The 23779-nt window shown below is 66.7% G+C and carries 16 protein-coding genes; 5 read left to right on the forward strand and 11 right to left on the reverse strand.

The features are described from left to right. Nucleotides 1–24 precede the first annotated feature (24 nt). From ACFXN1_RS00815 to eccA, 7 genes are all read right to left on the reverse strand, one after another. Nucleotides 25–1533, reverse strand: coding sequence for a serine/threonine-protein kinase (locus ACFXN1_RS00815; RefSeq protein ID WP_379437261.1), 1509 nt, complete (start codon nucleotides 1531–1533; stop codon nucleotides 25–27). 10 nt (nucleotides 1534–1543) lie between these two features. Continuing rightward, nucleotides 1544–2851: a hypothetical protein gene (locus ACFXN1_RS00820; RefSeq protein WP_379437259.1), complete on the reverse strand. Its 1308-nt coding sequence runs from the start codon at nucleotides 2849–2851 to the stop codon at nucleotides 1544–1546. A gap of 8 nt (nucleotides 2852–2859) precedes the next feature. Beyond that, nucleotides 2860–4119, reverse strand: a complete 1260-nt coding sequence (locus tag ACFXN1_RS00825; protein ID WP_379437258.1) for a hypothetical protein — start codon at nucleotides 4117–4119, stop codon at nucleotides 2860–2862. Nucleotides 4120–4225: 106 nt separating this feature from the next. Next, complete coding sequence (locus ACFXN1_RS00830) at nucleotides 4226–5542, reverse strand: hypothetical protein (protein WP_379437256.1); 1317 nt, start codon at nucleotides 5540–5542, stop codon at nucleotides 4226–4228. Nucleotides 5543–5549: 7 nt separating this feature from the next. After that, a complete protein-coding gene (locus ACFXN1_RS00835; protein ID WP_379437255.1) occupies nucleotides 5550–6716 on the reverse strand; it encodes a hypothetical protein in 1167 nt (388 codons plus the stop codon). A gap of 195 nt (nucleotides 6717–6911) precedes the next feature. Then, the gene (gene eccE, locus ACFXN1_RS00840) at nucleotides 6912–9065 is read right to left on the reverse strand and encodes a type VII secretion protein EccE (protein WP_379437253.1); all 2154 of its coding nucleotides are present in this window, start codon (nucleotides 9063–9065) and stop codon (nucleotides 6912–6914) included. Between the two features lie 14 nt (nucleotides 9066–9079). After that, nucleotides 9080–10915, reverse strand: coding sequence for a type VII secretion AAA-ATPase EccA (eccA, locus tag ACFXN1_RS00845; protein WP_379437252.1), 1836 nt, complete (start codon nucleotides 10913–10915; stop codon nucleotides 9080–9082). 210 nt (nucleotides 10916–11125) lie between these two features. Between eccA and eccD the strand changes: the two genes are divergently transcribed. Genes eccD through ACFXN1_RS00865 form a run of 4 tightly spaced genes read left to right on the forward strand, consistent with a single transcriptional unit; the run spans nucleotide 11126 to nucleotide 18359 of the window. Then, nucleotides 11126–12547, forward strand: a complete 1422-nt coding sequence (gene eccD / locus ACFXN1_RS00850) for a type VII secretion integral membrane protein EccD (protein WP_379437250.1) — start codon at nucleotides 11126–11128, stop codon at nucleotides 12545–12547. Beyond that, nucleotides 12544–14016 (forward strand): type VII secretion-associated serine protease mycosin, encoded by a 1473-nt coding sequence (gene mycP / locus ACFXN1_RS00855; RefSeq protein WP_379437249.1) that lies wholly within the window; start codon nucleotides 12544–12546, stop codon nucleotides 14014–14016. Before eccD ends, mycP begins: the two co-directional genes overlap by 4 nt. Nucleotides 14017–14033: 17 nt before the next feature. Further along, entirely contained in the window at nucleotides 14034–18056 is a 4023-nt protein-coding gene (gene eccCa / locus ACFXN1_RS00860) for a type VII secretion protein EccCa (RefSeq protein ID WP_379463461.1), read from the forward strand. Between the two features lie 24 nt (nucleotides 18057–18080). Then, on the forward strand, nucleotides 18081–18359 hold the full coding sequence (locus tag ACFXN1_RS00865; protein WP_379435722.1) for a hypothetical protein: 279 nt from the start codon (nucleotides 18081–18083) through the stop codon (nucleotides 18357–18359). A gap of 18 nt (nucleotides 18360–18377) precedes the next feature. On the opposite strand, the gene ACFXN1_RS00870 is transcribed toward ACFXN1_RS00865, so the two are convergent. Both ACFXN1_RS00870 and ACFXN1_RS00875 read right to left on the reverse strand, forming a co-directional pair. Beyond that, nucleotides 18378–19061 (reverse strand): GNAT family N-acetyltransferase, encoded by a 684-nt coding sequence (locus ACFXN1_RS00870; protein WP_379394622.1) that lies wholly within the window; start codon nucleotides 19059–19061, stop codon nucleotides 18378–18380. Beyond that, nucleotides 19058–19897 (reverse strand): GntR family transcriptional regulator, encoded by an 840-nt coding sequence (locus ACFXN1_RS00875; RefSeq protein WP_379394624.1) that lies wholly within the window; start codon nucleotides 19895–19897, stop codon nucleotides 19058–19060. The genes ACFXN1_RS00870 and ACFXN1_RS00875 overlap by 4 nt, the downstream gene beginning before the upstream one ends. Before the next feature lie 331 nt (nucleotides 19898–20228). Here ACFXN1_RS00875 and ACFXN1_RS00880 point away from each other — a divergent pair, with 331 nt between their 5' ends. Beyond that, on the forward strand, nucleotides 20229–20582 hold the full coding sequence (locus ACFXN1_RS00880; RefSeq protein ID WP_354830395.1) for a DUF4254 domain-containing protein: 354 nt from the start codon (nucleotides 20229–20231) through the stop codon (nucleotides 20580–20582). A 93-nt stretch (nucleotides 20583–20675) separates the two neighbouring features. Here ACFXN1_RS00880 and ACFXN1_RS00885 read toward each other — a convergent pair whose 3' ends face one another. After that, the gene (locus ACFXN1_RS00885) at nucleotides 20676–22505 is read right to left on the reverse strand and encodes a protein kinase (RefSeq protein ID WP_379435721.1); all 1830 of its coding nucleotides are present in this window, start codon (nucleotides 22503–22505) and stop codon (nucleotides 20676–20678) included. Next, nucleotides 22502–23674: a hypothetical protein gene (locus tag ACFXN1_RS00890; protein ID WP_379435719.1), complete on the reverse strand. Its 1173-nt coding sequence runs from the start codon at nucleotides 23672–23674 to the stop codon at nucleotides 22502–22504. Before ACFXN1_RS00890 ends, ACFXN1_RS00885 begins: the two co-directional genes overlap by 4 nt. Between the last annotated feature and the right edge of the window lie 105 nt (nucleotides 23675–23779).

Below are 23779 nucleotides of genomic sequence, written 5' to 3' on the forward strand. Positions count from 1 at the left end.
CCGACCGAGCTGGAGAGCGCCCAGCTACCTGACGCTCTTGCGTAGAATCGGGAGCAATTTGTCGAGCAGGACCTGTTCGGAATTGTCCGACCACTGACGGATAGCCGCTACGGCGGCCGGATCGTCCAGAACAAGGACCGTTGCCCTTGTTGAGGCGATGGCGTCGGGGAGATTCACAAGACCACCGCCACCCGCACTACTGTCGCTACGAACTGCGAGCAGATAACCAGTGGTGACGTCCGCCAGTGCCTTGTATTGGGTATCGGATCCCACCGCGATGGGGCGAGGGTTCGGTTCGTCTCCCGCGCGGATGAAGTTGGGGTTGTAGTTGAAGCCCAAGTCCTCGAAGAATTTCGATTGAGGGCCCGGCTTCAGCTGGATATCCATGGTCGCGGAGTATCCGCCGCTCTTGCCCGAAATATCCATTACGACAATGGATTTCCCGCCGAAAGCAGAGTTCTGTGCGCGAGCATCGGCAATCCCGCTCTGTGTTGCCGACGTGGAGGAATCGTGGGTAACCCAGAGGCCCACGCCCGCTGCCAGCGCGACGACTGTGGCAGCCACCCCGCTGATGAGCCAAGTGCGCTTGCCTCGACCGGATTTCGCAGGTGCGGGGCCAGCGGGTCCCGGTGGCGCGACCGCGGCAATCGAACGATGGTGCGGCACGGTTTCCATGGAAAGCCCGGAGACCCCGTATTCGAGGGCCGATTTCAGGGCCGTTGTGAACTCATGGCAGGTCTCGAATCGGTCTGTGGGGTCCTTTGCCATGGCTACGGCGATCACATCGTCCACGGCAGCGGGAAGCGTTGGGTCTATCGCGGTGGCACGCGGTGGCGCGTCATTGAGGTGGCCCATCATCACTACCGCCGGTTGCGTTCCTGGATAGGGGTTCTGGCCGGTCAACAAACGGTAGAAGGAACAAGCAAGGCTATAGATGTCGGCACGATGATCCAGTCGGTGCCCGCTCAACTGCTCGGGGGATGCGTAAGCGATGGTGGCAACGAAGCCACCGGCCTGAGTCAATTCGTTGGTGTCCTCGGTGGACTTCGCAACGCCGAAATCGGTGAGCAGCACACGCTCTTCCCCGTTGTCGCCCATGGACAATAGGAAGTTCGCTGGTTTGACGTCCCGGTGCAGCAAGCCTCTGCGGTGAGCGTGGTCGAGTCCTCGTCCCACCTCGGTAATGATGTGCAGTGCACGCCATGGCGTGATCGACTGCGGGTCCCGTTCGGCGGCCTCCGCAGCGTCGATGCCGTTCACATACTGCATCGCGATCCAGAGCTGGCCGTTGTCCTCACCGCGATTGTAGATCGCGACGATGTTCGGATGATCCAGAGCCGCAGCGAGATTCGCTTCACGTTCGAATCGCGCCCGGTATTCGGCATCCCGGCTGAATTGCGGGTTGAGCACCTTGAGCGCGTCCCAGCGCGGCAGTTCCGGATGCTTCGCCAGATACACCGTGCCCATGCCTCCCGCCCCGAGTACTCGGTCGATGCGGTAGCCGCGGATGAGGGTTCCTGGTCCGATGTTCATCCTGGTTTCCTTACATGTACTGGCTGTTGGCCAGCAGGGCGTACTGTGCGCCGGCGCGTTGGATGACGTCGGCAAGTTGTGTTCCGGCAACGCGTGCGACATATCGGCCATAGTGAAGGGTGCACAAGAAGCGGTCGGACTTGTCCCAAGCCTGTTCGTCGTCGTACCGCTGGGGCTTCGTCACCGGTGTGGTGGTCTCGCTGCATGCGGTGTCAGGGACATCCGTCGGCTGGTTGGCCGGAGTGCCTGCGGCACTAGTGATACCGGACCATAGAGCGGCGGCTGCATTGGGGTCGCGTGCCCGCATCAGCAGTGCACCGTTGCGTGTGGTGGCGATGCTGTCAACCCCGTTGTCATCGAGAAGGGTCTTCCACTTGGCTTGATCATCAACCTGGTGGAGGAATCCGCGTGGTGTGCGGGTGAGCTCGTTTTCGGCATCCGGAGCGGGATACGTTCCGGGATGTAGGGTTCGCCGCAGCAGACCCTGTGGGTCGTAGTCCAAACGGAGCACGTCGCGAGGCGACAATGCCGGTGCGTGGTCGAGCAGCGGCAGCTGTGCGGCCAAGACCTTTTCTGTCAGACTCTTCAATCCCGCAACATCGGGACTCGGTTGCTGAACGAAAACGTTGACGACATAGCGATCATGGGCTACCGACGTGCCCATCGAGGGAATGCCTGGGCGCCAATGAGCCTTGGCTTCGGGGTATTTGTCGAGGCTGACCCGCTGATTCTGGTCGGGCGCGACATCGAAATCCGCAGCTTCCATTTGTTCGGCTGCCGCGGCTGCCCGCTGCTGATCCGGGAACTGTAGGACGGTGACATTGAAGGATGTGGCGTCGGGATCGGGCTTCATACCCCCGAAGGGACTGAAGATCAGGAGGCTGCCCGGATCCTGGGCGGTGGACAGCGGTTTGGTGCTGGCAGACGCGGCATAGCCGAACATCATGTTGTTGCGTACCGCAACGGGCTTGGCGGCATCCGAGAGCACCAGATTGATACCCACGGTAACCTGCAGATTCACCGATATCACGCCGTGATTGAAGCTCGGATCGACATCGGGTCCGACGGCGACCGCATCGGCCAGCCGCCCGATTGCGAGCTCCCTTCCGCTCGAAGGTGAGTGGGTGTACGAGGCTCGGACGTCGATCGGATCGATCGGATAGGTGCCAACCGAGAGCTTCCGAATATCGAACTCGCCCGCTTCGGGCTTTCCTGTGACCGTCGTTCCGCAACCTGCGAGTACGGTCGTGGTGACGAAGAACGTGAGTACGCCGAATACGGTTCTGCTGCCGCGACGGCGGCCGTCGAGGATCTTCACAACAGTTCCTATCTGCTATTGACGAGCATGGCGTACTGAGCCGAGATCCTTTGGTACACATCTTGTTTCTGCGTGGACCAAACCTCTGCCGCGTACCGCCCGTACGCGGCAAAGCAACTGAACGGAGCTGCACTTTGGTTTGGCCCGCGATACTCGACACACCGCGCACCAGGCAACCCTGATGGTGAGTCGATTGGGTGCTCGAACTTCACAGCGCTCTTATCGGCGATGTACGTTTCGGCTGCCGTGGAGTCCCGGGTCCTGACCACCTGGCCCGCACCGTAGCTCACCAAATCCACACCAGTTTTTTCGAAGAGGGCCCGGGTGGCATTCGGGTCATCATCCGGGTGCAGGGCGCCGTGCGCGTCGAGTGTCCCGTCGAAGGCGAACGCGGTCGAGTCTCCCGCCGGTCGTATCAGGGTCATCCGGATCATCCCCTGTGGATCCAATGGGAGATCGGCGAGCTTGTCCTTGGGTGTCGGTTGGAACGCCTTCAGCCGATCGGCAGTGACTGAAATCGCCTTGTCGGACAGGGCAAGCAAGCCGGGCTGGTCCGACTCGCCGAGCATTGCGTTCTCGTGGTTGATGGCCAGGGCGAGTATGACGAACTTCCCGGTGGCGTACCACGATGCGAGGGCTTGGTCCTTGGCCATCCATGCGATCTGAGCACTCGGGTACGTGGCCGAGTGTGCTGGCTCGGTCCCCTCGTTCTTACCGAAGCCGCTGCGTGCCAGGGCACTTGCGGCGGCGGCGGCCGCATCATTGCTCTCGAAGACCATTACGGCGTCCTTGAGCTCATACGAGATCGTCGAATCTTCATTGGAGCGTGCGCCGGTCTGGAAGCCCGCGACGAATCCAGGTGTATTGGCATCGAACTCGGTCATATTGAGCCAGCCGAAGGCAGCTGTATTCCCCGCCAATTGGTCCGCGAGGAAGCTGTCGCCGTCGGTGAACGGGTTCACGTCGGGGACATTGCGCGTCAGTGCCGGATCGATGTCCTGTGCCAGCGGCATGATGTTGCCGAGCCGGAGTGCTTCGAGGTATCTACCGATCTGCGCTGCATTCTTGGCCTGGACATTCCGCGGTTTCGTTCCGTAGTTGCCGGTATCCAGCTTGCTCAGATCGACCGGGTTCTCCTCGGCCGCACGCGATTCCGACCCGCATCCGGCACTCACCAGCACTGAAATCGCCAGCACCGCGGTCGCTGCCGCGCGCACTCCGATGCGGGCCGACCGTAGTCGGCCATAGCCATGACGCATGTCGAGCATTCCCCCCGCCGAAACCGAACAGCCAGTGTCACTTTGCTTCTGGTGTGCAGAGTGTACTGGGAGGTTTGGATGTGAGGCGTATCGTGTCAATCGGCTGGGGGACATCTCACAGGTACTGGCTGGTTGCGAGCAGCGCATATTGTGCCGCCGCCTTTTGCTGCACGTCGATCAGCTGGTTGCTTGCGACGCGGGCGACGTAGCGGTCGTAGCGCACGGTGCAGATGTACTTGTCATCGACGTTCCAGGCGTTGTAGTCCTTGTCGGTGTTCTTGGCGGCGGCGTCGTGGTTGTCGGCACAGGCGACGTCGGGGACCTTGGCAGGGGCCTCTGCGGGGGCGGGGGTCAGGGCGGTGATGGCGGTCCAAAGGGCGGCGGCGGACTTGGGGTCGCGGGCGCGGAAGAGGAGGCTGCCCTTGTCGGCCTCCGACACCCGGTCGACGCCGTTGTTGTCCAGCAAGGGTTTCCAGGTTGTCTGATCGTCGACGTAGTGCAGGTAGCCGCGGGCGGTGTGGGTGATCTCGGTGTCTGGGTTGGGGTTGATCAACGAGCTGGGGTGCAGGGTGCGGCGGAGCATGTCGTCGGGGTCGTAATCCAGGCGGTAGATCTCCTTGGCCGACAGTGCGGGCGCGCGGTCGAGCATGGGCAGTTGGGCGGCGAGGATCTTGCCGGCGAGGCCGCGCAGGCCGTCGAGGTCGGCGGTGGGTTGTTGGACGAAAAGGTCGACCACGTACGGGCCGTCGGTCAAGACGGCCGCCAGCGATGGGACGCCGGGCCGCCAATGGGCGATGGCGGCGGGGTTCCCGGTGAGGGTGACGTGGACGTTCTGGTCGGGGGCCACGTTGAAGTCGGCGGCCTCCATGTCCCGTCCGGCCGTCTGGGCGCTCTGCTGGTCGGGGAACTGGATCACGGTCAGGTTGAACGAACTGGCGGTGGGATCGACGTCCGCGCCGCCGAAGGGCTGGAAGTTCCCGGAGAGGCTGAAACCGCTGGACTTGCCCAGCGGTTTGGTGCTGGAGGCGGTGGAGTAGCCGTAGACCATGTTGCCGGCGTCCAGCACCGTTCGAACCGGGTCGGCCAGTATGGCATAGGTGCTGGATGCCGAGGTGAGCGACTTGGACAGCAGATTGTGGCTGAACGACGGGTCGACGTCCGCTCCGGTGACCATGTTGTCGGCGAGGCGCGCGATGGCCATCGCATATCCCTCGCCGCTGCTGTGGCGGTAGGTCATCCGAACGTCGAGCGGGTCGGTCGGGTAGTTGCCGACCGGGAGTTCCCGGACGTCGACCTCCGCGGCGGCCGCGGTACCGGACACCTCGCTGGCGCATCCGGCCAGGGCGGGCGCGGTCACGGCGGCCACGACGACGAAGGACACCGCACCGAGAACTGTTCTGCCGCAACCGCGGCGAGCACCGAGACGCTTCACGATTCCCCTACTTCCCGTTGGCGAGCATGGCGTACTGCGCGGAGATGCGCTGGAAGACGTCCTGCTGCTGCTGAGACCACACCGTCGCCACAAAACGTCCATAGACGACCGAGCAGGTGAACGGGAACGCATGAACATCGGGGCCGTGGTACTTCACGCAGAACGCGCTCGGCAGCCCGGGCGGCGAATCGATCCGGTGGAGGAACTTGTCAACGTTGGACTTCACAAAGTCCTTCGCCGCGTTCGCGTCCCGGGTCCGGTACAGAGCTCCTGCGCCGTAGGCGACCGCGTCCACCCCGGCCTTGTCGTACAACGAGCGGGCAAGCACCACATCGGATTCGGTGTGCAGGGCTCCGTGACTGTCGAGTACGCCGTCGAATGCGTGCGCCGTCTGGTCCCCGGCCGGGCGCGGCAGGGTGAGGCGCAGCAGGCCCTGCGGATCGACCGGCAACGAGTCGACCTGGTCCGGCGCGGTGGGCTGGAACGATTTCAGCTTGTCGGCGGTGACGTCGATCGTCTTGTCGGACTTTGCGATCAGATCGGGGAGATCCGAGATCTTCGCGTAGAAGTTCTCGGCGTTGTTGACCAGCGTGAGGATGAGGTACTTCCCGGTCGGGTAGAACGTCGCGAGGTACTGGTCGTCGGGCAGCCACGAGAGGTGCGCGGCGGGGTGCACCGACGACTGCGCGGGCTCACCCGTCCCGAAGCCGACGTCCAGGAAACCGTTGGCCCCCTCGTCCGCCGCGGCCGCGGCGGCGTCGCCGTCGTTGTCGAAGACCATGACGACATCGGTGAGCCGGTACCCGAGGGATTCGTCCTCGTCCGTGCATGCGGCCGTCGCGAAACCCGCCACGAATCCGGCCGGATCATTGGTGAAGGCCGCCTCATTGAGCCAACCGAACGCCGAATGGCCGCCCTTCATCTCGGGACGAAGCACTTCGGAGATATGGGCGAAGGGGTGTACACCACCATCGTCGTGGGTCAGCGCGGGATCGATTTCCATCGGCAGCGGCATGGTGTTCCCGAGCCGCAGCGCCTCCGTGATGCGCCCGCTCGCGTCGGTGGCGGTGACCGGCGTCGGCGCGGTCGCGTAGCTGCCGGTGTCGAGTTTGCTCAGATCTACCGAGTTCGCTTCGGCCGCACGCGAATCGGCCGCGCAGCCGGTACTCGTCAAAGCTGTGATCAGTAAGAACGCTGCTGCCGCCGCGCGCGGCCGGACGCGGACCGACCGAGGTCGGTTGAAACCGTGACGCATGTAGAACTTCCCCCGAAACGAATGACCAGCCATACCTGAGCTGCTCGCCTGCAAAGCATACTGTCAGGTTCGAGCAGCGGCACACCTTGGGAATCCACTGGGGGACTTGGTGTCTCAGCGCCGGGCCGTGGCCCCGCTGAGGTAATGCTGTTCCGCCGGGGTGGTGACCATTTGGGCGGTGGTCATGGTGGCGGGGGTGTGCACCGAGATGGTATGTGGGGCGTCCGGGTGCTGGACGATCGTCACGTCGGCGTCGGGTTGGTAGTCGGCGGAAATGGATTCGTGGATCGTGACCACCGTGGCCGAGCCTGGGGGAGCGCTGGCCGGGACACCGTCGAAGACGATGACCGTGGCGGCCGGGCTGGGGAGGCGGCCGGTGACGGCGGTGCCCCGGGAGCTGTGCGTGACCGAGGAGGCCAGGGAGAGGGCGTGGGGGGCGGCGACATTGGTCACCATGCCCTGCCAGGCGCCGGGGCGGGCGGTGTGGACCACCGCGCCGGCGCCGAGGGCGATGGCGCGGAGGATGACCTGTTGGGCCAGTTGGAGGCTGGCGATGATGTCGATGCGGCGGGAGCCGTCGCCGATGAGGGGGACCGCGATGCCGCTGCCGGTGTTGTCGGCGCCGATGAGCTGGCCGCAGCCGGCGGTCGGCATGGCGATGTCGGTGAGGACGTCGACGGGGCCGCGGTAGCCGCTGGGGCGAATCTCCTGGGTGCCGTAGGCGAGGATGTCCATGAGCGCCCACATTTGGCGGCGGGGTAGTTCCTTCAGGCCCGCGACGGGCGGTTCGCCGTGCTCGTAAGGGGTGTCGTAGCGGACTCGGGCGTCCACCTCGATGATGCTCGCGGGCTGGCCGGGCTTCGCGCCCGGCTCGGGGACCGGTTGCAGGCGGACGGTCACCGTGGTGGCGAGGCTGCGGACCGCCCAGATCTTGGCCAGGCCATCGGAATTGAACAGCTGCGGATCGATCTGGTAGCTCGTCAGGTGAACCCCGTTGTGCTCCAGGTTGTCCGGGTGCTCGGTGAATTCGCCGACGGGAATACCGCGGGTGAGCTCGCGAATCGCGGTCGTCATCTCCGACGTCGTCAGTACGGACGCCGTAATGCCGTGCCCGGCAAGGCGATTCGCGACCCGTCGAGTGGCGACCAGGGCGGAGCGCAGGGCGCCCTCCGGACCGCCGCCGCGATTGTCGACGGCCTTGGCGTTGTCGAGCGGATTCAGGCGCAGCACCAGCCACATGGTGCGGTGTGCGATGGCGGGCAGCGGGCCCAGGATCTCGTCGTAGAGGCGGCCCAGCGGTGCGATGCTGGCCGCGTAGCCGGAGATCACCGCCTCGGTGCTGGCGGTGCGGGTGCCGGTGCTGATGACATCGACCGAATGCAGCTCGACATCGTATTGCCGCAGGCAGGCGGCGATCTCGTTGAGCGGCAAAAGCTGATCGGTACTCAGTGAACCGCGCCGTAGCAAGGTCAGCGTGTCCGGCGGCGGATCGATGCGCAGCATGGTGGTCAACAGCGTGCCGTCCCAGCGCAATCCGCAGCTGCCGCCATCGGGCAGCGGGACGTCGACCAGGGCGTTCTCGTCGAGACTCGCGCGCCGCGCCTGCTTCCAGCGATACGCGACCCATCGTCCCAGCCGCAGCCCGATCGGGGTCCCGGCCACCGGCACCAGCCCGATGAGGGCGGGCACCAGCCCGGCCACCAGCGCCGCCCACCAGGGTGCGTGCAGCGCCACCACGACCAGCGAGACCGCGACTCCGATCAAGGCCACCGGAATCACCAGCCGCAGCGGCAGATTCCGCAGCAACCAGAGATCATCCGACCGGAGCTCGGCCGCAAGGGCATTCGCCTCGGGCCGGTTCGCTGAGGGCTGTGAGTGCTGCCCCTGAGGCTCCACGGGCTCCGGTGCGGACTGCGCCGCCGGGGGACGCGCTTGCGGCGGCGCCGGTCGCGGCGGCGCGGCTACGGGCGAGCCGCCGTGCGAGAACGCGTCGAACCCGCCGCGGCCGAAATCGCCGTCCCCGCTGCGTGAATGGACGCTCGCCGCACCGGTCGGCGCGAAGTTGCCGGGTCCGCCGGGCCCGAAGCCCGGCTCGCCCTGTCCGTATTCGCGCGGTCCGCCCTGGCCGTAGCCGCCCGGACCGCCCTGCGGGTAACCGCTCGGCGGCGGGCCGTGCCGCCCGTCTCCTGGGTAGCCCCCGTCCCCGACTGGGTTCCCACCATTTCCGCCCGGCTGATAGCCGCCCGCTCCCCGCGGAAAGTCGTTCACAGTTCAGTTGCCCCTCAGTCGGCGGCCGACGACAGGTTGAGTGACGCGAGCAGGGTGCTCAGCGCGGCTTTCATGTCGGGGCCCTCGATCCGCATGAGCACCGATTCGTCGATGGCGCTCAGATCGATGGATTCGTCATTGGCCAGGCGGAATTCGCGTTCCTCCTCGGCGGCCTCGATCAGGTTGCGGATGAAACGGCCGTTGCCCGCCACGTCGACACCGCGGCGCGGTTGCCCGCTCTGGTCGGTGCTCTCCATGTTGTAGAGCCGCCCACAAGTCTCGACCAAGGCGTGCAGCGCGTCCGGGGACAGATCCGAATCCCGCTTCGACGCCACCACTTCACCGATCCGGCCCAGCTCTTCGGCTGTGTAGGACGGGAATTGCAGCCGCTTGGCGAAGCGGGAGGCCAGACCGTCGTTGGAGGCCAGAAAGCGGTCGATCTCGCCGTCGTATCCGGCGATGATCACCACCAGACGGTCGCGGTCGTTCTCCATGCGGGCCAGCAGCGTGTCGACGGCCTCGCGGCCGAACGCGTCACCACCCGAAAGACCCTGCTGGATCAGGGTGTACGCCTCGTCGATGAACAGCACGCCGTCCATGGCGGTGTCGATCAGGGCGTCGGTCTTGATGGCGGTGGAGCCCAGGTGCTGGCCGACGAAGTCGGAGCGCTTGGTCTCGACCACCTTGTCGGTCTTGAGAATGCCCAGGCCGCAATAGATCTTGGCGACCACGCGCGCGATGGTGGTCTTACCGGTTCCGGGCGGGCCGGTGAACGCGAGATGCTGACCGCGCGCCGAGCTCGAAAGTCCCTTCTCCGCACGGATCTTCGCGAGCTGCGCACTCGACTGCAGCTTGGCCACCTGCGTCTTCACCGCGGCCAGGCCGATTTGCTTGTCCAGCTCGGCGCGCGCCTGCGCCAGGATCTCCTTGGCCCGGTCCTCGTGCTCGGCGGCCTGCTTCTCCTCCAGCGAGGGCGCCGAGGCCGGATCCCACCTGTCGGTGCGTGCCTCGATCACCTCCTTGGTGGTGAGGGTGATCCGGTAGGTGCGGTCGCGCATGGCCGCGGTGTTGGCGTCGAAATCCGGTGCCTGCGAATACACCTTCTCGAACAGCGCCTGCGCCTCGTCGGCGGCGCCGTTCTCGCGCAGGCACAGACCGCGGCAGAACATGGCTGCGGTTCGGGCCGCCGGAATCGGGCCCGCCTCAGCGGCTTCCATCCGGCGGATCGCCTCACCGAACAGACCCAGCTGCGCACAGGCGGTGCCGACCATCACATGTGCGCCGGCCGCCAGATACGGGTCTTCCCAGCCCTCGGAACCGGCCAGCACGGTCATCACATCCGGCCAGCGCTGGGTGTTGTAGTGCAGGATGCCGCGCACGTACTTGGCGATGCGGCCGTCGATTTCGAAATCCGGCTCGGAAGCCCGTGCCCGCCGGTGCTTTTCGAGTTCGTCGAGCACCTGCTCGGCCTCGTCGTACTGCTTCTCGGCGATCAGGTGCGCGGCCCACGCCAGGTGGATCTCGGTGAAACCGGCCAGCGGGTAATCGATGTAGAGGCCCGGCAGGAAACGTCCGGCAAGCTGTCGCGGCGCCAGCCCCAACCGGCGCTGTTCCCGCCCCAGCGAGACGGTGCTGCACTTGTACAGGTTGCTCAGAACATCCTTGGTGACCTCACCGGCGGCGGCCCGGCCCAGCCAGGCGTCGGCCATGGTGGGATCCCATTCGGTCGCGCGCTGGAAGGCGAGTTTGGCGTAGTCGAGGTCCCGGTTCGACTCCTGGCCCTCGATGCTCAACCCCAGTGACAGCACTCCCGCATCGAAGGCGCGTTGGGCCTGGCGAGTGTCGATCATCCTAGTCGAACCCCGAATTCGTCGAACCTGGTTGGTCTTTCGTTCACAATCCCCACCCACACCATGCGAATCGCACGGCTGCGGACAGTCGGATACATTATGGTTAACCGCCCTGGGCGGGCAACTGTTGAGAGCTACAGGGGAGCAGTTCAGCTAGTGACAGCACAGTCGATCAGCGGCCCGCGGGCGGCTGAACCCGAATTGTGCCGTGTGTCCGTCATCGGGGGGAATACCCAGCTCGACGTCGGTCTGCCGGCCAACGTTCCGATCGCCGCCTTCATCGGTGATCTGGTGCGCCTCATCGAATCCCGCAATCCGGACCCGATCGGCGGTGAGGAGGGGGGAACGCCACTCCAGTCGCAGCATTGGACACTGGCCAAATTGGGACGCGACATGATCGCGCCCAGCCAGACGCTCAATGACGCCGAGATATACGACGGCGAATTGCTGGTGCTGCGGGCGGTTTCCGCCAAGGAAGCGCCCGCGCTGTTCGACGATGTCATCGACGCTGTGTCGAGGCTCACGGCCGAGGAGTTCCGCAGCTGGTCCGTGACCGCCGCACGGTGGACCGGACTGGTGGCGGGTGTGGCCGCGGTCGCGTTCGCGGTTGTGCTGGGCCTGATCTCGCGATCCGGGGGTGACAAGTTCGTCGCGCCGCCGCTGCTGCTGGGCGGCGCCATCGCCGCGCTGGTCGCCGCCGCCATCGCCATGCGCAAGTACGCCGACGAGCTGACCGCGACCGTGCTCACGCTGTGCATGCTGCTGCTCACCTTCGGCGGCGCGGCGCTGGCCGTGCCCGGCTCGGTGGGCAGTCCGCACCTCATGCTCGGCGCGGCCGCGACCCTGCTGCTCGCCGTGGTCGGCTACCGCATCATCGGGGCCGGCGCCGCGGTGGTGTCCGCCGTCGTGACCGTGGTGATCCTCTCCGGAATCGGCGCGGCCGTGCGCATGATCTGGGATGCCGGGGTGCCGAAAGTGGCTGCGGGCGTACTGGTCGCGTCGATCATCGTGCTGTCGATGGTGCCGCGGCTGGCCGCCATGCTGGCACGACTACCCGTGCCGCCGGTGCCCACCGCCGGCGCCGCCATCGATCCGGCCGACCACGAACCCCGCCCCACCATCGAGGGCATCGGCGCCATCGGCGCGACCGTGCTGCCCTCCGCACACGGGCTCGGGCAGCGTGCCCGTACCGCCAATCAGTTCCAGACCGGCATCGTCATCGGCAGTGCGCTGGGCGCCGTCGCCGGTGCGCTCGGCACGGCCGATCCGCTGCACTCCGACCGCTGGCAGGGCATCGCCCTGGCCGTCGTCATCTCGATCATTCTCTGCCTGCGCGGACGCTCGTTCGCCGATCTCACCCAGGCCGCCACGCTGATCGTCAGCGGCTGTGTCACTTTCATCGGTCTGGCGGTGCTGCTGGCACTGTCCGACAACGGGATGCTGCTCGTCTCCGCCGGGCTGCTGCTGGTATTCGCGGTGGGGGCCATCGGATTCGGCGTCATCGGCCCGCACGTCGAGGTCACCCCGGTCACCCGGCGCTTCAACGAGCTGTTCGAATACGGCCTGATCGTGTCGATCGTCCCGTTGGTGCTGTGGATCATGGACGTCTACTCGACGGCTCGGAACATATGAGTCGGCGTCCTGGAAACTGGGCGCGAACACTGTGTGCGGGGGCGATTCTCGGCGGTGCGTTGCTGGGGCCGCAGGGCACCGCGGCGGCCACCGTCACCCAGCCCGATCCTGACCTCTCCCATATCGGGGATGCGCAGGGGCTGGCCGGCAAGCCCGCGCCACCGGTGCCGACCCAGAAGAACGCGGTCTGCGTCGAACAGTCGCTGAAGGGCGACACCCCGCGCGATGAACCCGTCGCGCAGAAGGTGCTCGACCTGCCCGGGGCCTGGCAGGCCAATCCGGGGCCGAACCACAGGGGCGCGGGGCAGAAGGTCGCCGTGATCGACACGGGTGTGAATCGGCATCCGCGGCTGGCGAACCTGCAGGGCGGCGGGGACTACGTCTCCGACGGCGACGGCACCACCGAGGACTGCGACGGCCACGGCACCCTGGTCGCGGGCATCATCGCCGCTCAGCCCAGCGCGGACGACGCGTTCGTGGGAGTCGCGCCGGACGCGGAGATCCTGTCGATCCGTCAGCTCAGCGACGCCTACAAGGCCAAGGACTCCAATGGCGGGGATACGCCGGGCAGCATGAGCAAGTCGGGGTACGGCAATATGCAGACCCTCGCCGCGGCCGTGGTGCGCGCGGTGAATATGGGTGCGACCGTTATCAATATCTCCGAGGACGCCTGCACGGCCGCCGGAGGCGACACCGCGGACAGCGCGCTCGGCGACGCCGTGCGTTTCGCCTACGAACAGAACGTGGTCGTGGTCGTCGCCGCCGGCAATGTGGACCAGGCCAATGGCTGCGGAACGCAGAACGACCAGTACAGCAATACCAAGACCAGCTGGGACAAGGTGAAGACCATCTCCAGCCCGGCCTGGTTCAACAAGTACGTGCTTGCGGTCGCCTCGGTCGATCCCAGCGGCGGACCCTCCAGCTTCTCGCTCTACGGTCCGTGGGTCGGTGTCGCGGCGATCGGGACCAACATCGTCTCGCTCGACAACAAGCCCGGCGGAACCGGGCTGGTCAACGCCACCGGGCTCGACTCCGGCCAGAAGGCCATCAACGGAACCAGTTTCGCGGCGCCGTACGTGGCGGGCCTGGCGGCGCTGGTGCGGGCGAAGTACCCGGACTGGACCGCGCGGCAGGTGATGAACCAGATCATGCTCACCGCGCATCAGCCCGGCACCGGCCGCGATGACCGCGTCGGCGCGGGCCTGATCGATCCGGTCGCCGCCCTCACCGCGCAGTTCCCGGCGAGCACGCTCACCGCGGACACGCCCGAGCTGCCGATCCATGTCGGGGCCGCGAAATCCCAGGCCTTCCCCACACCGCAAAAGCCTGTCGGCCCACCGCGATTGCCGCGGCTGGTCGCCACCGTCGGAACCCTCGTCTGTCTGTCCGCGCTGGGAATCGGTCTCGCCGTGTCGATTCCGTTCCGGCGACGCCGCCGCGACGACGAGCTACCCGACCTCGATTCCTAACGACCGGAGAAATACCCATGGCTACCGAAGGTTTCGTGCGCCGGCCCCGCATCGCCCCACCCCGCGCCCCGGGCGGTGAGATGGCGCTGACCGCGCCGCCGGAGATTCCGCGTCCGGTGCCCGCGCCGCTCATGAGCAAGCTCATGCCGGTCGTCATGGTGGTCGCCATGATCGGCATGCTCGCCATGATGAGCCTGATGGGCCGGTCGATGCTGTCCAACCCGTACATGATGATGATGCCGATGATGATGATCATGTCGATGGCCGGCATGCTCATGGGTCAGCGCGGCAGCAGCAAGAGCTCCTCGGAGCTGAACGAGGAACGCAAGGACTACTTCCGGTACCTCGATCAGACCCGCCGCGAGGTCCGGCGCACCGGGCAGAAGCAGCTCGAGACGCTGGTCTGGAGTCATCCGGAACCGGCGGATCTGCCGTCCATCGTGGGCACCCGGCGCATGTGGGAGCGGCGGCCCAACGATCCCGACTTCGGGCATGTGCGCGTCGGCATCGGCACGCATCGGCTCGCGGCCAAGCTGGCGCGGCCGGAAACCGGTCCGCTGGAGGATCTGGAACCGGTCTCCACCGTGGCGTTGCGTCGTTTCGTGCGAACGCATTCCGTGGTGCACCACCTGCCGACGGCGGTGTCGCTGCGCGCCTTCCCCGCCATCAATGTCGAAGGACCGGCCGAGGATGTGCGTGGGCTGGTGTGGTCGATGCTCATGGAGCTCACCGCGTTCCACGGCCCCGACCACGTCGCCGTCGCCATCGTCACGGCCGAACCCGACTGCGAGGCCTGGGCGTGGGCGAAATGGCTGCCGCACGTGCAGCATTCGAGCCAGCGCGACGGCATGGGCGCGGCCCGCATGATCTACGGCTCGCTCGGTGAGCTGGAGACGGCGCTCGCCGACGATCTGCTCGAGCGCGGGCGGTTCATGCGCAATCCGCAACCGACGCAGGGGCGCATGCACCTGGTCGTCATCATCGACGACGGATATGTCAGCGGCAGTGAGCGTTTGATCAGCGAGTCCGGTCTGGACGCGGTCACCGTCATCGACCTGAGCGCCGCCGAGAACAGCCTGGCCGCGCGGCGCGGGCTGCAGCTCGTCGCGGTCGGGGGAGAGGTGTTCGCCAAGAGCGCGGCAGGCACCGAGAAGTTCGCCAATGCCGACAGCGTGACCCTCGCCGAGGCGGAGGCGTTCTCGCGCAGCCTGGCTCGCTTCCGCATCGCCACCGCGGCGCAGATCGTCAGCCTCGGCGACAACACCTCCGCCGCAGACCCCGGCCTGATGAACCTGCTCAAGATCCCGGACGCGTCCCAGATCGACCCGGCCAAGGTGTGGCGGCCGCGCGCCGGACGCGAACGACTACGTGTGCCCATCGGCATCACCCCCGACGGGACGCCCGTCGAGATCGACATCAAGGAATCTGCCGAGAACGGTATGGGTCCGCACGGTCTCTGCATCGGCGCCACCGGCTCGGGAAAGTCGGAATTCCTTCGCACACTGATTCTTTCGATGGTCACCACGCACTCGCCGGATCAGCTCAACCTGATCCTGGTCGACTTCAAGGGTGGTGCGACGTTCCTCGGCATGGACCCGCTGCCGCACGTGGCGGCGGTCATCACCAACCTCGAAGAAGAGCTCTCGCTCGTCGACCGTATGCGCGACGCGCTCGCCGGTGAGATGAACCGGCGGCAGGAACTGCTGCGCTCCGCGGGCAACTTCGCCAATGTCAACGAGTACGAGAAGGCCCGCGCCGCCGGCGTGCCGCTCGACCCGCTGCCCGCGCTGTTCGTGGTCATCGACGAGTTCTCCGAATTGCTCTCGCAGAAGCCGGATTTCGCGGATCTGTTCGTCATGATCGGCCGACTGGGCCGCTCACTCCACGTCCACCTGCTGCTCGCCTCGCAGCGGCTGGAGGAGAACAAGATGCGCGGCCTCGACTCGCATCTGTCCTATCGCATCGGTCTGCGTACGTTCTCGGCCAACGAATCCCGTGCGGTGCTCGGCATCACCGACGCCTATCACCTGCCCGGTGTTCCGGGTTCCGGCTACCTCAAGAGCGACGCCTCGGATCCGTTGCGGTTCAACGCGACCTATGTATCGGGTCCCTACGTCGCGCCCCGGGCGGCCCGGCAAGCCGCGGACGGCACCACCGTCGTCGAAGCGCCGCCGCGCGAATTCACCGCCGCGATGGTCGAAATCCTCGAGCAGCCCGAACCGGAGAACCCGTTCGATCCGCTCGACCTGCTGCCGCCCCCGCCGCCGACGGGCGACGAAGGCCTGCCCGACAGCCTGCTCCAGACAGTCGTGAAACGCCTGACCGGTCACGGCCGCCCGGCCCACGAGGTCTGGCTACCGCCGCTGGACGAGTCGCCGACCGTGGACATGCTGCTGCCGGATCCGGACTGGCGGTCGCCGGTCAACCGGCACGGGCAGCTGTGGATGCCGATCGGCATCATCGACAAGCCCTATGAGCAGCGCCGCGACGTGCTCACCATCAATCTCGCCGGGGCGCAGGGCAATGTCGCCGTGGTCGGCGGCCCGCAGTCCGGCAAGTCCACCACGCTGCGCACCATCATCATGTCCGCGGCGGCCACGCACACGCCCGAACAGGCGCAGTTCTACTGCCTCGACTTCGGTGGTGGCTCCATGGCGGGTCTGGTCGGCCTGCCGCACGTGGGTTCGGTCGCCGGCAAGCTCGACTCCGACAAGGTGCGGCGCACCATCGCCGAACTCGCCACCCTGCTGCGCGAACGCGAAGAGCGCTTTGCCGCCCAGGGTATCGAATCCATGGCCGAATTCCGGCGGCGCAAGCACGCCGCGCTGGCCTCGGACCGCACCGACGACCCGGTACTGGCCGACCGATTCGGCGACGTGTTCCTGGTGATCGACAACTGGCAGGTCGTCCGCGAGGAATTCGACAGCCTGGAGCCGGTGGTCGGACAGCTTGCCGCCCAGGGTCTTTCGTACGGCATCCACGTGATCCTGGGCGCGAACCGCTGGGGCGAGATCCGGGCCTCGGTGAAGGACATGATCGGTACCCGCATCGAGCTGCGCCTGGGTGACCCCTCCGACTCCGAGATGGGCCGCCGCGTCGCGGTGAACGTCCCGCTCAACCGGCCCGGTCGCGGTCTCACCGCGGACCAGCTGCACATGCTCATTGCCATGCCGCGCCTGGACTCCGACACCAACGTCCAGAATCTGGCCGAGGGGGTGGCCGCCGCGCGCACCGAGATGCAGGCCATCTGGGGCGAACGCCGCGCACCCGCCGTTCGCACGCTGCCCGGTAGCGTGCCCCGCGAACAGGCGCTGGAACTGGCCCGCCGGCACGGAATTCAGCAGAGCCCCACCAAGGTGGTCATCGGCATCGGCGAATCCGAACTGCAGCCGATCGTCCTGGATTTCAGCTCCGACCCGCACTTCATGGTCTTCTCCGAAGTCGAATCGGGTAAGACCACGGTGCTGCGCAACATCATTCGCGGCCTGGCCGAGAGCTCCAACGCCGACACGGCCCGCGTCATCCTCATCGACTACCGCCGAACTCTGCTGGGTGTACTGGAAGGCGACCAGCTGGCCGGGTATTCCACCTCCTCGCAGACCTGTGGCGGCATGATCAAGGAAGTAGTCAACTACCTCTCCAAGCGCATTCCCGGCTCCGACATCACCCCCCAGCAGCTGCGCGACCGCGACTGGTGGACCGGCCCGGAGATCTACGTCGTGGTCGACGACTACGACATGGTCGTCGCGGGCGGAAACCCCCTGGGCGCCCTGGTGGAGCTCCTACCGCAGGCCCGCGACATCGGCCTGCACGTCATCATCTCGCGCAATATGGGTGGCATCTCCCGAGCCCTCTACGACCAGGTCCTGGGCTCGATGAAGAACCTGTCGGTCCCCGCCCTCCTCATGAGCGGCTCCCGGGACGAGGGCAAACTAATCGGCGACATCCGCCCCATGCGCCTCCCACCCGGCCGCGGCATCCTCTGGTCCCGCTCCCGCGGCGACGAAATGATCCAAATCGCCGACCTCCCCGCGCTGTAACCAGGTGGCGCACAAGGAAGTCGCATGAACATCGGCCCCGGCTCGATACCCGGCGGCCACCGCATCGAACGCGCGCTCGGCAGCGGCGGAATGGGCACGGTCCACCTGGCCGCCCACCCCGCCCTGCCCCGCCGCGACGCCCTCTGGCCCCACCTCGCCGAGGACCCGAATTCCGTGCCCGCTTCGACCGCGAAGCAGATCGCGACCATCCGGACATCGTCGCCGTCCACAGCACGGTGTCTGCGGACGCGCGACCTCGCCGAAAGCTTCTACGCCGGTGACGATCCGAAACTGCGTCGCTGAGATGCAGTAGCCGCAGGGCTATGTGGGCGCCGTCCCCGGCTCGGTGATCGCGCCGGGGAGGGTACGCAGGAGTGGGTTGTGGCTGAGGGACCAGATGGTGGTGGGGTCCGTGTTCAGGGGGAAGCGTGTGGTTTCGCCTGCCGCCAGGGTGAGGGTTGGGCGCGTCGTGACGGGATGGGGCCAGGCTGCGGTGGGGCGTTCGAAGAGGGCTCGGGAGGGGCCGGTGGCTTCGGGGCCGGCGATGCGGGCGAGGTGGAAGCCGGCGCGGCGGTAGTAGGCATGGAGGTCGGTGTTGGTGGTCCAGGCGTCGAGGCGGACCCAGGTGCGGTGCTGTTCGCGGGCCAGGTGGGCGGCGTGCGCCAGGAGGGCTTCGCCGACGCGGGTTCCGGCGAAGCGGAGGTCGACGATCATGTAGTGGATGATCACGGCGTCGGCGAGTTCGCCGGGGGACCAGAGGTTTTCGTCGGCGCGGTCGTTGACGGTGATGGTGCCGGCCGCTTCGCCGTCCACCTCTGCGATCCAGGTCTCGCCCTGGCGGACCGCGTGGGCCACGAACCGGACGAAGGTCTCGATGGGGAGTCCTCGCCCGGCCCGGGTCCACTGGTCACTGCCGCGCGCCGCCAGCCAGCTCGTACGTTGCAGCCGGAACCGGGTGATGGTCCCAAGATCGGCGATGCGGGCGCGGCGCAGGTGCGGTTTCATGACGAACCGGGTAGCCGGGAATTACCGAAGGAATGGGAATTTCCGGACGGAAATGGAGCGCCCAGAGTTTTACGAATAATGTCCGTTCCTTCGTCATCGCCCAATTCGTATGCCAATCGGTTGCGGGCCGCTGTGGAACGATGGCGCGTCACTCGGGTGACGCGATCGTGGTTGGCTCCGATGCGGAGATGGTCGAGCAGTAGCGTACCCGGGCCCACGCCCAGCAGCGCCGCCTCCTCGGCCGTGGCGGGTCGGGCGACGATGGTGTCGCGATGGGCCGTCTCGGCGAATCCGCGTTCGGCGAGCCGCCGCGTGGTGCCCTCCGGAATGTCGTGCGGTGCGTCGATTCCGGTGGCTTCGGCCAGATCTCGCGGATAGAAGCTGACCTCCCACGACCACGGCTCGTTGTCCAGATACTGCATGATCGTGCGCGACACGACCCACTCGTCGCGCGCGACACCCAGCCAGTGCGCCACTTCCAGACTGGCCGGTTCCATTCTGGCGCTGAACTGTTTGGACGGCTCCCGACCCGCGGCGCGCGCGATCTCGGAGAAGATGTCGTGCGCCGCCTTCGGCCGGTCCGGCCGAATATGGTTGGTGACAACGGATTCCAGCACTTCCTGACTGCGCACGATGGTGCCCCGGGAAGTGGCTGTGTAAACCAGATTTTCGGCAACCAGGAGTTGAATTGCGTTGCGAGCAGTCGTAATCGAAACCTGCATCTGGTCGGCCAGCTCATTGTGACTCGGCAGTCGATCGCCCGGTTCCCACTTGCCGGCGCGGATCTCCTCGCGGAGGAGGTCTGCGATCCGTTGATATCTCGGACCGTCCGCCATCTCGCTCCTCGGTTGTTGCTTCAAGGCTCAGAAGTCTACTCCGGTAGTACTACTGCCGTGTAAGGCTTGACACCAGCATTCTGAGGTTTATTGTAATGAACGTCCTGAATGCGGTGTTGTTATACGTCGAAGAACGCGAGGCAACGTGGCAGGTTCGGAGACATCAAACACGGTCGTTGTGGCATTGCCCGACGTGTCCGCTTCGTATGCGGATATGGAGGCGCAGCCCTTGGCTGCCGGCCTATTGCCGACCTCCGACCTACTACTGCGCGCTTGTCGCGGTCACCGGGTGATCGGCGGACCCCTGCTGTGGTTCGCCCATGATCTCGCGGTGCTGCACGAGCGGCGGCTGGTCGGGCGCGGCGGTATCGGTCCGGAAACCGATCCCACCTCGATCGTCGAAACAAAGCGCCGCCGAATCGAATTGGTCATGGCCATCGACGACTGGATCGTGCGCTCGGTTCCCCAGCATCGGCTGGGTGCGACCCTGCACACCGAAACGGTCGGTTCGGTCATCGATCGCCTCGCAGAGGCTTCGGTTCGGGCTCATCACGCGTTGATGACCCTTGACGCGAATGATGAAATGCTACACGGCGCTTGGCACCATTTAGCCGAATTGTCGGACGCTTACGACGATCTCGTTCGTGATGTGCTCGCCGGTCGGCGGCGGCTGCCCGCCTGGTAATAACGAAACAACTGTGCGGTCCGGGCCCGAGGGCGGCCCGGACCGCCATGTTCCGCGCGAAAGATCATTTGCAATTGGAGTGCGCGGAGATGGCTACTTCGGCAGTTGTCGGATGGCCTCGTCGAGCAGTTTCACGGCCTTGCCGCACGCATCTGGTGAATTCGACAGATCGGACACCGTGAGCTTCAGTTGCTCGGCATTGCCTTTATCCGTGGGCCGCACCAGATAACTGAGGTAGCAGTCGTTGCTGGAGCGTGCGCCGGTGACGTACGCGGTGAATTCGCCGGCCTGCAGGGTTTCGTAGGTCCACTCGCCCTGATCGGGACGGCTCTGGTCGACCAGGTCGACGCGGACCCAGCCGTCCCGGCCGATGGTCGCGCAGGCGTGCGGGGCGCGCTGATGGTCGGCGATATCGCCGACCATCTCCCGAATCGTGCTGTCCTGCACCACCGAACACGGGTCCACGCGCAGAATCGAATTCGACGGGACCGTCCGCTGCGGCACATACGAGGTGAGCTGCTGCGCGACGGCGGTCAGCGCGTCCTCCGCCGCGGTGCAGGCGGTTTCCGGCTGGGCCGCGGGGTCCAGCTCCTCGGCCGACATCCGCAGCGGCACCTTCCCGCCGGACTGGGTCACCAGCACGGTGTCGCATTTGTTGTCCGCAGCTCCGGCGCTGAGGATCGGGCCCCAGCCGGCAGTCCGGCCCGTCGGCGTCAACTGGTCCACACCGATGGCGTGGTCGGGAATGTCCAGGTTGTAGTGGACCTTGCGCTGCGTCGAATCGACCACGGTGGTGCCGCAGCCGCCCTCGGGCGAGGCTTGCGGATCACCGGTGCGCGTGCCGAGCTTGCCGGGCACCGCCTTGTCGATGACCGCGCAGAAGTCCAGCAGCCGCAATTCCATGGCCGTCAAGTCCAGTGACGGGTCCGTGCGCGGCTGCGCATGGCCGTCGGTCTGCGACGACCGGCTCAGCCCCGCCAGCGTGCCGCTCACCACCACCAGGCCGGTGACGGCCGCCGCCGCCCAGCCGATCGTGCGCCGCCGTCGACCGGCCAAGCGCGCCAGCTGATCCCGATAGCGGGTCTCCTGCTCACCGCTGGAAGCCCACCACTCGGCATCTGCTCGATGCGTCTCGATGAACTCCAGCACCGGTTGCGGCCACGCCGATTCCGCGGGAATGCGCTCCGCCTGCTCCAGCAGCTGACGCGCCGACGGGCGATGCGCGTGATCGGGCGCCAGGCAGGACTCCACCAGTTTGCGCAGCGCATGCGGGACCGCCTGCAGATCCGGTGTGGCGGATATGGATCCGGTGGCGGCCAGGACCAGCAGCATGCCGACCGCGTAGATGTCGACGGCGGAGGTCACCGGCTCGCCCCCGGCCTGCTCGGGGGCCACGTAGGGCGCGGCGTCGGCGACGGCGTCCGAAGCGCCCTCGCCATCGCGTGCCCGGGTGATGCCGAAATCGATGATGCGCGGGCCCTCGGGCATCAGCAGGACATTGCCGGGCTTGAGATTCCGGTGCACCAGCACCGCCCGGTGCACCTCGATCAGGGCGGTGGCCAGGCCGATCGCCAGCAGGCGCAGGCCCGGCAGCGGCAGCGGACCGCAGGCCGCAACGACCGTCGCGAGATCCGGCGCCGGCAGGTATTCGGTGGCAAGCCAGGGGCGTTCGGCATCCGCGTCACTGTCCACCACGGCCGCCGTATAGGGTCCGGTCAGCTGCTTGGTGGTCTCCAGCTCCCGCTGGAAGCGCGCCCGGAACTCCATATCCACGGTCTGCGAGCGGTGAATCTGCTTGACCGCCACCAGCTTTCCGGTGGGTGTGCGGCCCAGCAGCACCCGGCCCATATCGCCGGTGCCGATGACGGCGATCATATGGTGCGGGCCGATCCAGCGCGGATCGTCGGGCAGCAGTGCCTTCATCGCGGACCTCCCATGATCGCGTACTGCGCCGCCGCCAGCTGCCGGACATCGGTCTCGGTATTGCTGTAGACCACGGCCACATACCCGTCGCGCGCCACCACACAGCGATAGCGGCGGGCCTGCACGGATTTCGGGTCCGGGCGGGTCGCCTGCGAACAGGTTGCGGCGGTCAGGCCGCGGACATTACGCATCCAGGTGTACTCCGAATTCTCAGGGTCGGCGGCGAGGTCTCGGCCGTACTGTGCGGCGGCCTTCGAATCCCGCATCCGATACAGGTACTTGTTGTGGGACACCGCCAGCGCCGTCACGCCGCTGCCGGAATATTTGCCGAAAGTGTGCGGTGGCTCCGGTGAGAGCGCCGAGAAGGCGCGGACCCCGAAGGCGGCGAACGTCTTCGGGTCGGCCAGCGGATCACCGGTGCGCACCAGCCGGGTCAGCAGGCCGTCCGGATCGAGTGGCACCGTGGCCGGATCCGGAACGGGGGAGGTGTCGAAGCCGGCCAGCCCGGCCACCTGCTTGCGATAGGTGGTGGTGACCACGTCGACCATCCGGCTCAGATCGGGATCCGGCAGCTCGGCGTACACCCGGATCACCACGTTCTTCCACGCCATGAGACTGCCCAGCGAAGGGACGCCCGGCCGCCAATGACTCAGGGCGGCCGGGAAGCCGTCCACCCCGACCGGCGCGTTGTCGGGACTCGCCGCGAAATCGACCCGGGCCATCTCCGCCGCGGCTGCCGTCGCCGACCGCTCGTCGCGAAATGCCGTGAGCGACACCGCCAGATACTTCTGCGGTGGACCGTCACCGGCGGGACGGTTCGCGGCCGCGATACCGAAGGAACCGGCCACCCCGAAGGGGCGCGCCGCCGCCCGCTGCTGCGGCGAGAGCGCGGTCTCGTGGAAGCCGCGATCGTCGGCCGAGATCCCACCGCCGCGCACCGTCGTCAGGTCGGGATCGATATCGGTCGCGAAGACGATGTGATCCGCCAGCCGAACCGACTCGGCGAAGATCCCGCGGATCCGGCTCGGCTGCCGATCGAAGTCATCGTCGCCATGGATCGCGTACGGCCCGTAATCCGGTGCACCGCCGTCGTTCCCGCACGCGGTGGCCAGGACCAGCACGGCGGCACCCATTCCGGCGGCGCACCATCGCCCGGACCTCAGACGCATGCGTTCCTCTCACCCACCGGTCAGCGGTGGGCCGGCCGTACGTGCAAAACCCGCATCGCACCGAGGCGAGCGGCGCGATCGAGCCACAAACTAGCACCCGGCCGG

It is taken from the genome of Nocardia sp. NPDC059154 (genome assembly GCF_042755705.1).
In the GTDB taxonomy this organism is placed as follows: Bacteria; Actinomycetota; Actinomycetes; order Mycobacteriales; family Mycobacteriaceae; genus Nocardia.

Excerpts from the sequence above, each read along its gene's own strand:
- ACFXN1_RS00875 (WP_379394624.1), bottom strand. The coding sequence starts at position 19,897 with ATGGCGGACGGTCCGAGATATCAACGGATCGCAGACCTCCTCCGCGAG.
- eccA (WP_379437252.1), bottom strand. The coding sequence starts at position 10,915 with ATGATCGACACTCGCCAGGCCCAACGCGCCTTCGATGCGGGAGTGCTG.
- mycP (WP_379437249.1), top strand. The coding sequence starts at position 12,544 with ATGAGTCGGCGTCCTGGAAACTGGGCGCGAACACTGTGTGCGGGGGCG.
- ACFXN1_RS00865 (WP_379435722.1), top strand. The coding sequence starts at position 18,081 with ATGAACATCGGCCCCGGCTCGATACCCGGCGGCCACCGCATCGAACGC.
- ACFXN1_RS00870 (WP_379394622.1), bottom strand. The coding sequence starts at position 19,061 with ATGAAACCGCACCTGCGCCGCGCCCGCATCGCCGATCTTGGGACCATC.
- ACFXN1_RS00825 (WP_379437258.1), bottom strand. The coding sequence starts at position 4,119 with ATGCTCGACATGCGTCATGGCTATGGCCGACTACGGTCGGCCCGCATC.
- ACFXN1_RS00885 (WP_379435721.1), bottom strand. The coding sequence starts at position 22,505 with ATGAAGGCACTGCTGCCCGACGATCCGCGCTGGATCGGCCCGCACCAT.
- ACFXN1_RS00815 (WP_379437261.1), bottom strand. The coding sequence starts at position 1,533 with ATGAACATCGGACCAGGAACCCTCATCCGCGGCTACCGCATCGACCGA.
- eccCa (WP_379463461.1), top strand. The coding sequence starts at position 14,034 with ATGGCTACCGAAGGTTTCGTGCGCCGGCCCCGCATCGCCCCACCCCGC.
- ACFXN1_RS00890 (WP_379435719.1), bottom strand. The coding sequence starts at position 23,674 with ATGCGTCTGAGGTCCGGGCGATGGTGCGCCGCCGGAATGGGTGCCGCC.